Annotated in this window: 8 protein-coding genes; 2 read left to right on the top strand and 6 right to left on the bottom strand. The window is 37.9% G+C overall.

Annotation, left to right across the window (positions count from 1 at the left end):
• Positions 1–76: 76 nt before the first annotated feature.
• The gene (locus I5M32_RS11655) at positions 77–1,351 is read left to right on the top strand and encodes a T9SS type A sorting domain-containing protein (RefSeq protein WP_200586500.1); all 1,275 of its coding nucleotides are present in this window, start codon (positions 77–79) and stop codon (positions 1,349–1,351) included.
• Positions 1,352–1,544: 193 nt separating this feature from the next.
• Here I5M32_RS11655 and I5M32_RS11650 read toward each other — a convergent pair whose 3' ends face one another.
• Entirely contained in the window at positions 1,545–3,440 is a 1,896-nt protein-coding gene (locus I5M32_RS11650) for a glycoside hydrolase family 30 beta sandwich domain-containing protein (RefSeq protein WP_200586498.1), read from the bottom strand.
• 162 nt (positions 3,441–3,602) lie between these two features.
• Complete coding sequence (locus I5M32_RS11645; RefSeq protein WP_200586496.1) at positions 3,603–5,123, bottom strand: rhamnogalacturonidase; 1,521 nt, start codon at positions 5,121–5,123, stop codon at positions 3,603–3,605.
• Positions 5,124–5,328: 205 nt separating this feature from the next.
• Between I5M32_RS11645 and I5M32_RS11640 the strand changes: the two genes are divergently transcribed.
• Positions 5,329–7,500, top strand: a complete 2,172-nt coding sequence (locus tag I5M32_RS11640; RefSeq protein WP_200586494.1) for an alpha-galactosidase — start codon at positions 5,329–5,331, stop codon at positions 7,498–7,500.
• A gap of 115 nt (positions 7,501–7,615) precedes the next feature.
• On the opposite strand, the gene I5M32_RS11635 is transcribed toward I5M32_RS11640, so the two are convergent.
• The 4 genes from I5M32_RS11635 to I5M32_RS11620 form a co-directional block, all read right to left on the bottom strand.
• Positions 7,616–10,651: a glycoside hydrolase family 2 TIM barrel-domain containing protein gene (locus I5M32_RS11635; protein ID WP_200586492.1), complete on the bottom strand. Its 3,036-nt coding sequence runs from the start codon at positions 10,649–10,651 to the stop codon at positions 7,616–7,618.
• 42 nt (positions 10,652–10,693) lie between these two features.
• A complete protein-coding gene (gene rhaM / locus I5M32_RS11630) occupies positions 10,694–11,008 on the bottom strand; it encodes an L-rhamnose mutarotase (RefSeq protein WP_200586490.1) in 315 nt (104 codons plus the stop codon).
• 2 nt (positions 11,009–11,010) lie between these two features.
• Positions 11,011–11,172: a hypothetical protein gene (locus I5M32_RS11625; protein ID WP_200586480.1), complete on the bottom strand. Its 162-nt coding sequence runs from the start codon at positions 11,170–11,172 to the stop codon at positions 11,011–11,013.
• Positions 11,173–11,245: 73 nt separating this feature from the next.
• Positions 11,246–12,154 (bottom strand): alpha/beta hydrolase, encoded by a 909-nt coding sequence (locus I5M32_RS11620; protein WP_200586478.1) that lies wholly within the window; start codon positions 12,152–12,154, stop codon positions 11,246–11,248.
• Positions 12,155–12,175 lie beyond the last annotated feature (21 nt).

The raw sequence follows: 12,175 nt of genomic DNA, 5'->3' as shown, positions 1-12,175 counted from the left end.
AGACCCTATAACAAAGCTATTTTAGCATTTAGCGAAAATACCTACAACCAATTGTTTATTCCTTAAAAAAATTAAAATGAAAAAAAAACTACTTTTTATTGCGTTAGCGTTTTTGGCTAAATCCTCTTTTGGCCAAGTAATCGGAGATTACCGTACCGTGGCCTCTGCGACTGATATTGATTGGAAAAATGGTGTTGCAGCTAGTTGGGAAGTGTATAATGGCACTGCTTGGGTAGCAGCTACGGAGTATCCAAGTGCCACAACTACTCCTGTACCTACTACAATAACCATTGTTGCGCCAACTACTGTGGGTAGAATTTTAAGGGTTGCTACCAATGCCACACAAGCAAACCTACCAAATACCAATTTAGTTGTAGAAGATGGTGCAATTCTTCAGATGGGATATAATCAAAGGTTTGGTTATGCTTTAATTATTAAAAATTTAACTATTAACCCCGGAGGCACTTTTACCGTATCAACCACTGGAGAACTTTCAGCAACAGCAGCAACAAACCAACCTATCAGGACCCAAGATGTAAGAATAAATGGAAGTTTGACGGTAATAAGCGGAAACGGAACGGTAAACAATAACCCGGCAAAATTTATTGGCACATATACTTATTCTAATGCCCCAACAACAGTTGCCCCAGAAAGTTCTTACACCCAAAGGTTTATAGGCTACATAGGGACAAATGGACAGGGAAATACCTATCCTCCGGCTTCTGCAAATGTGGTATATCCAGCTGCTTCAGAAAATTTCACCACTGTACCAGCACCCGGAACATCAACTAACGCTACTTGGGTTTTTAACGGAACTGTTTTACCATTGGATTTAGTGAGCTTTAAAGCTAGTTTAAACTTAAATAATGCGGTACTAAAATGGACAACCGCAAACGAAGTGAATGTTTCTAGATTTGAGGTGGAAAAAAGTATTGATGGAAATGTGTTTTCTTCATTCAAAAGCGTACCCGCCAAAAATACTGCAGAATTACATAATTATTCAGTTAATGATGAAAACGTAAATACAGGTTTTACTTATTATAGATTAAAAATGATTGATAATGATGGGCAATTTAAGTATAGTGAAATACAATCAATAAATAACAAGAACATAAATATATCTGTATATCCAAATCCCGCAAACGATTTGCTTAAAGTACAATTTCCTTTAATTGCCAAAAACGGAGAGATTAAAGTTTTTAATATGAATGGCAGTTTAATAAGCAAAGTTAATTTACTTAAACAAAGCAATTTTACCGAAATTGATGTTAGTAAACTAGCTTATGGCATTTATACGCTTTCTATCGAAATAGACGGGCAAAAGCTAGAAAAGAAATTTAACAAACAATAATTATAACCAAAACTGGTTTAAGTGTTCCTATTTAAAGGAGCACTTAAATCTTTAAGATCAAAATTGAGAACTGTGCCCGGGTTTATTGCAATAAACTGTTTTTAATTTAGAAATTTACCAAAATCTTTCTTAAACACCCTAATTTTTATTTTTTAGAGATGTTTGAATAAAAACCGTTTTGAATTAATGTACATCATTTGTTTAATGGAACGTTGGTTAAAGTAACAAATGCTCCGGGCTCTACAGTTACCTCTTTTCCTTTAAAAGAGCTTGCAAGGTTGGGAGAATAAGGATCAACGGTTTCTATGGTATCAAAATCTACATTTGCCCAATTTATTTTAAGGTTGATCGGGTTTAAAGAACGGTTTAAAACCACCATGGTGGCAGCTTTGCCTTTCCCTTTAAATGCCACAACTTTTAAATCTTTATTGTTGGTTTTTACCTCAACACGCTGCATCCCTTCCTTTATCCTACGGGAATATGCCCCAAAAACACGTAACTGGTTAGAAGATGGTTCGGGCATAAAACCATTCTCGGGGCTGCTGATGAATAAAGAGCGGGTTGCCCCAAAGTTGGGTTGTTCTATATTGAGGATGTTCCAGCAGTAGCCCATTAGAACGGCATTGGCCAAAGTCAAGTTTTTTTGATACAACTGCCCTATGGTTAAAGCAATGCGGTAGCTATCTGTTTGAAAACGGACATCGTTTGTACAAATTTCTACTGCCAGAAAGGGTTTGCTTCCCATTGTTTTATCCCACCTAACCAATGTTGTATCAAAACCATCCGGATTGGAGTAAAAATTTTGGTAATCATATTCATTGCTGGCCGTATAATCAATGGCATTCCAAACTTCGGGGTTTTGGGTGTAACTTGATGCCCTTTCTAAAGCATCTATCACATGCCCCGCATTAGCCATGTGTATTTTAACGTTTTCAAAACCTGCTTTATCCAATGCGATCCTTAATGCCGGAACAAACTTTTTAACAGTTTCCTCTGGCATATTTAACTCGTTTTGAACACCAACGATACGTGGTGCTTTGCCTGTTTTTTTTAAAGCCTGTTGGCAATAACCAACAATGGCCCTGGTATATTCTTCGGGCTTGCCATCCATCCATTTCGGGAAATCCCAGAACTCAAAAATCACAAAACCACCTAAATCTTGTATTTTTTTGTTGTATTGAAAATTGCTGGTTTCTCCGTTCGGGAAATTATCGCCGTAATAATGGGCTTTTGCATCATTTGGGTTATCAAAATTATCCAGATTATAGTTTAGGGCACCGCCGGTGGGGTACTCCCGCTGGCAAAGTAGGTTGTATTCTTTAATGTAATCCCACCATTTTGCTTTGCCGGCTTCGCTCAATTCATTATAAGCCGTTGGGGTTGATGTACCGCCCCAGCCCAGTATTTGCTGATAGGTTTTATCAGGATTTACGCTTACCTGCTCTTCTTTCACTTCAGGTTCCAATATGCGGTAATCGAGCGTTCCATTATTGCCCGTTAACTGGATCTGGTTTCTTCTCACATCATCAATATATTTTTCCTTTATTAATTCCTGCCCGTTTAAGGATACAATGAGTTCTAGCTTATAATTAATTTCTACCGTAATGGCCTTAATGGGGCTATAGGTACTAAACTTAATGGTATCTGCAATGGATCGGGGGTAAACCAAGGCCTTTTGCAATCCTTCGTTAAATCCAAAAGAATCGTAATATTGGTGGTAAAACTTAAAAGTATTGTCTTTTAAGATAAGGTAGAAACCTGCCCTTGGGCCTGTGAAAATCCATTTTATGCCACGGTCTCCGTTGATCGAATCTAATACCAAGGTTTTTTTGAACAGGGAGGGTAGCACTTTTGAAAAATATTGCCTTTCGTTTAAAGAATATCGGCCCCAGCCAGCTCTGATGGTTTTACCATAACCAAGCGTCATTTTTGTGGTGGTAACGTTTGCTGGTTCTTTCCATTTGGGTAAACTTATTTTTAAAGAATCAGCCGGGTTTGCCAAAACGGTATGGCATAAGAAAAAAAAGAATGCCAAGGTTATTTGAATTCTTAAAGAACGCATGGTGGTTTTGTTGTTTTGATACATCATTGTGATATTAGATTAGGTAACAAAAATAAAGTTGTATTAGCTGTATGATGATTTATCTAATCAAATTATAACTAGTGAAGCCTGCAATCGTCTCGCTAGGTTTAAATATCGAGGGATTAAATATTTACTCATCTTCCTGTATAAAAAATTGATCGATGCTTCTTATTTTTGGTTCAACACGGGCGAGTTATAAATGCTTAAATCAGATACTTGGGTAAATATTGCGGGTAAAACTCCATTAGCCACCTCCGCTTTAAAATTATTGATCTCCAAACCATTGATATCTACGCAAGCCATCGGCGGGCGTTTATCTTCGTTTTGATAATCAACTTTAATGTTATTTAATTCTAAATTTTTAACATGGCGGGCATAAACTCCATAAGATGGGGTTGCTGATTTAAGATTAGCTATTTCTGGATAAGTTTTATCCAATTCTGGTAAATCTATATTTCCGAGCGCTTTTGAACCACCACCTTTATTGGTAAAAATCACATTATTGATCCTGATGTTTTCTAAATAATGCTTTGGTGTACCGGTTATGTGTATCCCGCTAAGTGAATCGGTGGTGTTAACCACCACATTAGAAATACTGATGTTTTTGCCAACGGGTATTGCAGTAGTATCTGGGTCGCGGTTGCGGTTTCCTAAAGTAATGTAAATAGGATATTCATTGATGTTGTACATGGCAAGGTTATCAATGGTAATGTTTTCCATTATTCCGCCATCAACTTCCTCTAATGCCAAACCATAGCAATAGTAAAATGTGCAATTAGAAATGGTTACATTACGAAAGCCCCCGTTTGATTCTGTCCCAAGCTTGATACGTCCGTTTCTAATAACTCTTGTAGAACCCTTTCTGTATTCATCATTCGGGATCAAAGTACCATCTATCAAAGTACCTTCTTTATAGCCTGATACCTGACAGTTGGTGATGGTAAGGTTTTCGGTAATTACTTTTTTTCCTAGGGCAAAGGTACTTTTTGGGCAAATAGCATCATCATGAGGAGAGTTTACCATGCAGTTAGAGACTACCGTATTGGTACAGCAATCAATATCAATTCCGTCCCTATTGGTATCTATAATCAGTTTATCCAATTTAACCAGATTACAACCTGTTACCAAAATGGCAAAATGACCGCCATGGAAAATGGTAATATCTTTAATAACCACGTTGTTGCAAAGCTTAAAAACCACGGCCTTTGTTGCTTTGCCTATTTTACCTTCATTCGCTCCTTTTGAGCCAGTAACCAAACCACCGCCATTTATCATCCCTAACCCAGATATGGTTACGTTTTTGAGGTTTTCGCCCCAAATTAAACTGTTATGGAAGTAACTATGGCCACCGTCTTGATATTGGGTACCCATAACATCTTCTTCCGGGTCATAAGCTCCAACATTTTGAGGTGCTCCTAAAATGATACAACCAGCATCCAAAAACAGATTGATATTGCTTTTCATGTGGATACTCCCACTCAGGTAAGTTCCGGCGGGTAAAAAAACAGTTCCTCCCCCATTTTTTGCTGCTGCATCTATGGCCTTGTTAATACTGGTATGGTCGAGCGTCTTTCCATCGCCCTTGGCACCATAAGCTTTCACATTATAAAAATCGGCTGCTTTTAAGGTGTTAAAAAAGGCATAAATAATCATAACAGAAAGCAAAAAAAAGGTATGTTTCTTCATCATCAATAAATTGGCTTGTAAAATAGTTTAGTACGTGATAAATTGGTTTTCAAATTTAATCTAATTGATAATTAATTTGGTAGAAAGATTACCAATTATGATGGATAATTTTCTGATTTTGATGGGCAATATTATTTAAAACCTTCCAAAACAAAATCTTATGCTTAGTTTTATCCTAATTATAAACAAAAGACCTCAAATATAAAAAGTGAAAAGAATAGGTATTTTATGTGCATTCATATTTGCAACATGGTTAGCAAAAGCTCAAGAAAACATCACCATTAACACCAATAAAACACAAATAGTACTAAAAGTGGATGGGGATAAAACCCTAAAGTTTGAGTATTACGGTAAAAAGCTAAAAACTGTTGATGATTTATTTAATGCCAATGCAAACCTAAATACAGAGGCTTACCCTTCATTTGGAGTTAGTCCGGATAAAACGGTGGCATTGCGGGTAAAGCATGCTAACGATGATTTAACATCGGTACTTAAATATCAATCGTATAAAACAGAAAAAATAGACGACAATATCGACCTTACTACCATTAGGTTAAAAGATGAGATTTATCCTTTTTATGTTGATATAAAATACAAAACCTATAAAACAGAAGACGTTATTGAAACCTGGACAGAGATTACGAACAAAGAGAAAGGCGAGGTAACACTTTATGATTACGCTTCTTCATACCTTGCTTTTGTTGCACCAAAGGCATACATCACCCATTTTCATGGCAATTGGGGCACAGAGTTTACCCAAGAAGAAACAGCGATTGAAAGAGGTACCTTTACGCTCGAAAATACCGAAGGAATAAGAAATTCGGCAAAAGATAATGCGTCTTTTTTTCTGAGCCTGAACAAAAAAGCTTCGGAAGATAATGGAGATATAATTGCAGGTTCACTTGCCTGGACAGGGAATTGGGCCATCACTTTTTCGCAGGATGCTGTTAAAAAATTCAATATTACCGCCGGCATCAACAATTACGGTTCAGATTACACGCTTGGTAAAGGTCAAAAATTTACAACTCCTCCCTTAATCCTTACTTACAGTACCCAAGGAAAAGGCCAGGCCAGCCGCAACCTACACAGTTATGCCCGTAAATATAAAATGGTGGATGGTGATAAAGAACGCAAAATTTTATTAAATAGCTGGGAAGGCGTTTACTTTAATTTTGATGAGCAAAAACTGGTTGAACTGATAGATGACACCCATAATATAGGTGCCGAACTTTTTGTTTTGGATGATGGGTGGTTTGGCAACAAATACCCAAGAAATAACGATAGGGACGGGCTTGGAGACTGGCAGGTAAACAAAAAAAAGTTGCCCAACGGAATTGAATACCTGATAGACCAGGCCGAAAAAAGAGGAATAAAATTTGGAATTTGGATTGAACCCGAAATGGTGGATGCCACCAGCGAACTTTACGACAAACACCCTGACTGGGTAATGCAAAGCTCAAGAGAACTGGTAAAAGGGCGGGGGAAATCTCAGTTGGTTTTAGATTTAAGCAACCCTAAAGTGCAGGATTTTGTATTTAACGTAGTTGATGATTTGTTGACCAAGCATCCACGCATTGATTATATCAAATGGGATGCAAACAGCAATATCGCTAATTATGGCTCAACTTATCTTTCAAAAGAGAAGCAATCTAATTTATATGTTGATTATCATTTAGGCTTGCAAAGCGTATTAAAACGTATCAGGGATAAATATCCGCACATTGTGATGCAAGCTTGCTCTAGCGGTGGCGGACGTGTGAACTATGGCTTTCTCCAATATTTTAATGAGTTTTGGACAAGTGACGATACCGATGCCTTACAAAGGATCTATACGCAATGGGGAATGTCTAATTTTTTTCCGGCAATAACCATGGCGGCCCATGTAAGTGCTTCTCCAAACCATCAAACCAAAAGAATTATACCCATTAAGTTTCGTTTTGATGTGGCCATGACAGGGCGTTTAGGCTTAGAAATTCAACCAAAAACCATGACGGAAAAGGAATTGCAGTTTTCTAAATCGGCAATAGAATTATATAAGGAAATAAGGCCTGTTGTGCAGTTTGGAGACCTATACAGGGTCCTTTCCCCTTACGAAAACAAAAGATTAGCATCCCTGATGTATGTAGATGAGCAAAAACAGAATGCCGTTTATTTTGCCTATTACTTAGAAAACAGTGTGCGAGAAAAATTCCCGGCTTTTAAGTTTAAAGGGCTTGATCCCGATAAAAAATACAAGGTTGTGGAGATAAATAAAGACGGGAAAACCCATTTTACCGGCGAGAACAAAACCTATAACGGTAGTTACTTAATGGAAGTTGGTGTTAACCTAAATTTTAATGATGAATATGATAGTGCTGTTTTAAAGTTAACCGCATTATAATAAAATATTTAACTGATAGGGAGGTGTTTAAATGTTGTGCCTCCCTTTCAAATATTTTAAAATCGAATAAATTCAGAATAGCTGTAATCCGCAAGGTAAATATTACAAAATCAGGCTATTCAACAATCAGTTCATCTAGGTTAGGCCCGCTTTCGCCTTTGGTTCTCAACTCTATATAATTTGCCCCGGGATTTAACCAAACTTTGGCCGATACCGTTTTCCAATCGGGATTCCAAGTGCCTGTATTATCAAAATTTAGGGTAGCAACCTCCTTATCGTTTACCCATAAAACCATTGGGCGTTTGCTTTTTTTATCATCGTTGGCATATTTAAAAGATAGGTCAAAACTTCCTTCGGAGCCATCATTTTCCAAGTACCATTTAACCGATCCTTCTTTATTATTATTAAAAGTGATAAAGCCTTCGCCTTTAAACCTTCTGCCATCGGCAGATTTTGTAGCACCTGTAAGCGTTGCATCTTCTGCCTGAAATGCGACACCACGGTTTTTCCATGGATCTTTGGTGTTTTCATCTCCCCAAAACAAACCTTCTTGTTCGCCAAACTTTTCGCTCATGCTTAAAATAATCTTATGGTTTTGTTTAACGATGGCCTTTACCGTTGTTCCATCGGTAATTTCAAAAGCTTTTTTATAGAGTTTACCTTTTGTTGAGGGATCATCGCCATTGGTAGTATAATAAACTTCGAGCTTACTTTTTTGGGCTTTTGCCCCCAATTTTAAATCCTCCGTATAAATAGAAATCAATTTAGAAGCATACAGTTTTTTATCACCAATGATGGATGCCAATACCACACTTTCTGTTTGGGCATTATTTGTTTGTTGCACAATGGCCAACGTTTTACCCATAAACATTTTACGGTAATTGGCAGTAACCTGATTGGTAGAATCAACCGGATCACCGTTTTCTAAAGACACCAAACGCAAAGAAGGCGACAAGTGGTAGTAAACTTTATTTTCTGTGTATGGATATAACTGATTTTTATCGTTAACGCCATCGCTGGTAATCATCCAATATTTTTTAACGCCCCCTTCGGCGGGTAAAACTTTTACTGTATTTTTTAATTTGGTTGGATAGTTTACCGTTTCTATTTCTTCTTTGGCAACTTGCTTCCCGTTTTTATAAGCAATTGCGGTCAACTTTCCTTCCTCGTAAGGTACCATCCAATCGCATTGCATTTCTTCTGCTTTTGTGCCGGGCTTGTCTTTTCCCAAAGATTTTCCGTTTAAAAAAAGTTCTACCTCATCCGTATTGGAATATACCCAAACCGGAATTTTTGTTCCTTTCTTCATCCGTGGATGGCTCCAATCTGGCAAAATATGAACCATTGGTTTTACAGTCCATTGGCTTTGGTAGAAATAAAACAGGTCTTTTTCAAACCCGGCGACATCAATTGCCCCACCCATAAACAACCTAAAAGGCCAGCCACCGTGTGCCAAACCTGCTTCGCCATAATAATCAAAGCCCGTCCACCTAAAATTACCCGCATACCAAGGTAAATCCCTAACCAATTCCCAGCTTTTCCGCGACGAAATCCTCACCGTTGCATTATCATAAGAGGAATCGAAATGGTTCTTCTTGCTGTTCCATTTATCGGGCGAAGCCCACTCGTAAAAGAAGATTTCTTTTTTGGTTAAATCTGGCAAGGGATAGGTGTTTTTTAGGATGCCATCCCGCCACCAGGTTTGCGTACGATAATATCCACGGGTTTGCCAGGTATGTGGTGCTTCGGTGGATAAAAAAGGCTTTTTAAAATTGGCCGTTTCTATGAATTTTTGCGTTTCTGAGCCTCCGTTTACACCAATCACATCCATGTCATCGCTATTACTTGCGCCTGAAGTTACCAGTCGGGTTGGGTCGAGTTGATGCGCATAGGCTACCAGTTGTGGCGCAATAGGGTCTTCTGTTTCGTTGCCTAAACTGTGCAAAATAATGCTTGGATGGTTTTTATCCTTGTTGATCCACTCTTCCATATCACGTTTCCACCAATCGGCGAAAGCCTGTTTACCATAATCTTCTGCTGCTTTTTTATGCCAACCATCAAAAATTTCATCTACCACCATAATCCCCATCTCGTCGCACAGATCAAAAAACATTTGCGGCCGAGGGTTATGAGCCGTTCTGATGGCATTAATACCCATTGCTTTTAGCTTTTGCAGTTTCCAGCGTAACAATGGTTTTGTCCATGCGCCACCTATCGGGCCTCCGTGGTAATGCTCGCAAACACCTCTGATTTTGATATTTTTTCCGTTTAACCAGAAACCGGTTGCGGTTTTCCACTCTACGGTTCTGATCCCGAAAGTATTTTTTACCTCATCAATTACCTGATTGTTTTTGAGGACTTTGGTTTGTAAAGTATAAACATCGGGATGCTCGGTATCCCATAATTTTGGCTGTTTAACCTCTAAACTAATTTCTGTTTGCTTGCTCTTTAATTTTTGAGTTTGTTGGGCAACTATCTTACCATCGGGCGCAATGATGTTGGTTTGTAAGCTTAAATCGTTTAAATCATCAATATTCTCCAATAAAATTTTCGATTTCACATTTGCCAAATTATTGTTGATCTTAGGCGTGGTAATGGTTACGCCCAAAGGTGCGATATGGGTTTTGTTCACAATAACCATTTTTACCGGAGCGTAAATTCCGCATGGGTGGTACCATCTGGCCGAAGGTTCTTTTTCGTTATCTGCCCTCACAAAAATGATGTTATTCCCCTCTTTTAAATATTTGGAGACCTCATATCTAAAACTGATGTAGCCATAGGGTCTTTTGCTCAAATAATTACCGTTTACCCAAATTTCGCTGTTCATGTAAACGCCTTCAAAATCTAAATAAACCGCTTTGTTGAGCCTATCTTTTTTAATGTTGAAGTCCTTTTTATACCAACCTATCCCGCCATTGTGATAGCCGCCGCCTTGCCCTTGCGTTCCGTTTTTGGTAATCCCCTCTTCAAAAGACCAATCGTGGGGTACATACACATTTTTCCAATTGCTTTGCTGAGAATTTAGGCTTGCTAAATCTTTTGCAGGATTTTTTTGGAATTGCCAATTATCGTTGAAATTAAATTCGAGGTGTTGTGCATTAGCTACTAAAGCCATGAGCAAAAGAAAAACAGAAAATTTTATTTTTAACATTTTAAATACATTTTTGGATGATATATTATTCTAAAAAACATTTTACTCCATATAAAAAATCTCTTCTAGCTCTACAGAAACCGGCGAATTATCTGGGTTTACCCGCATCGCGTCTGCCATAAAAGCCCACCATTTTTTTACAATTGCATTGTTGGCCAAATCTTGCGAACCTACATCGCCACTCACTTTTTGGAAAGCAAAAAGCGTGTTGGTTTCTTCATCTAAAAAAATGGAGTATTCGCTCAAACCAGCATCTTTTAAAAGCTTGTGGAGTTCTGGCCAAAGCTCGTTATGACGTTTTTTATACTCTTCTTTTTGCCCTGGGTTAAGATACATTTTAAAGGCTAATCTTTTCATTTTCAATTATTAAAAATATTTACAACCAATTCTACTTTATGAATGCCCGGGATTAAGCCCGAGCTACCAAAAGCCAGATTTACCGCTTCGCAGTTTAACATAATGGTATCTTTTGGAGTATAATTGAGCATCAAATCTGCCGACATATCAAAAGTAAATTGCATTTTTTCATATAAAATTGAGATAAATTTATGCCTGTAATTTTTAAGCTTCTTGCCTTATGCTTTAAGCCCTCTTTTACTTGGCACCTTCCAGCCAGCCATTCATTATCATCCAATTTTTGCAACGCTCTAACCAATTATCGGGCGTGGTTTTATTATAAGCCCCAAAACCATGCCCGCCATGTGGGTAAATGTGCATTTCTGCTTCAACTTTATTTTTGGTTAATGCTTCAAAATAAACGATAGAATTTGCCACCGGAACAGTAGGGTCGTCTTGTGCCTGAATTAATAAAGTTGGTGGCGTATCTGACGTTACGTTTAACTCGTTTGAATATTGTTTGATGAGTGCAGGCGAAGGATTTTTGCCTAAAAGGTTATCTCTTGAACCTTTGTGCATGATAGAATCTGCAAAGCTGATTACCGGATAAAGCAGCACAGAAAATGCAGGTCTCAAGCTATAATGTTTCGGGTTTTCTACAAAATTGGTAGCAAACTGAGTGCTACCCATGGCGGCTAAATGTCCGCCTGCCGAAGACCCTAAAATACCAACTTTTGCAGTATCTATCCCGTATTCTTCGGCGTGTTCTTTTACCCAAATAATAGCTTGCTGCAAGTCCTGTATCGGGCCTGTCTTTTTATCCAACATAAAATCATCCGTTGGCACACGGTATTTTAGGATAAATGCCGCCAAGCCCAAATTCTGAAAATATTCGGCTATACCGTTTCCCCCTCCGTTATAAGCTACAGAATTATAGCCTCCGCCAGGCAAAAAAATTATAGCTGCTCTGTTTTTCTGTGTTGTTTTGTTTACAAAGGCTGTGATGGTTGGTGCATAGCCTTTTTTATCATTGTTAAGATTTGCTTCTGCCAAATTTTTTGAGTTTGGCACTGCGCCATCGTACAAAGGAAAAGCAACTTGAGAAAATGATCTACTACTTAAACAACACGCAATAATTAAGCAACCAATTTTATACTTATTCATCATATCTAATTAAATTATTTGGGT

This window comes from Pedobacter segetis (genome assembly GCF_016623585.1).
GTDB lineage: Bacteria > Bacteroidota > Bacteroidia > Sphingobacteriales > Sphingobacteriaceae > Pseudopedobacter > Pseudopedobacter segetis.
Note: the sequence above shows the minus strand (reverse complement) of the source record. Positions and strands in the feature narration are given on the sequence as shown.

Bases quoted from the DNA above. Each gene is read 5' to 3' on its own strand.
- I5M32_RS11655 (WP_200586500.1), top strand. From the start codon at position 77: ATGAAAAAAAAACTACTTTTTATTGCGTTAGCGTTTTTGGCTAAATCC.
- I5M32_RS11650 (WP_200586498.1), bottom strand. From the start codon at position 3,440: ATGATGTATCAAAACAACAAAACCACCATGCGTTCTTTAAGAATTCAA.
- I5M32_RS11645 (WP_200586496.1), bottom strand. From the start codon at position 5,123: ATGATGAAGAAACATACCTTTTTTTTGCTTTCTGTTATGATTATTTAT.
- I5M32_RS11635 (WP_200586492.1), bottom strand. From the start codon at position 10,651: ATGTTAAAAATAAAATTTTCTGTTTTTCTTTTGCTCATGGCTTTAGTA.
- rhaM (WP_200586490.1), bottom strand. From the start codon at position 11,008: ATGAAAAGATTAGCCTTTAAAATGTATCTTAACCCAGGGCAAAAAGAA.
- I5M32_RS11625 (WP_200586480.1), bottom strand. From the start codon at position 11,172: ATGCAATTTACTTTTGATATGTCGGCAGATTTGATGCTCAATTATACT.
- I5M32_RS11620 (WP_200586478.1), bottom strand. From the start codon at position 12,154: ATGATGAATAAGTATAAAATTGGTTGCTTAATTATTGCGTGTTGTTTA.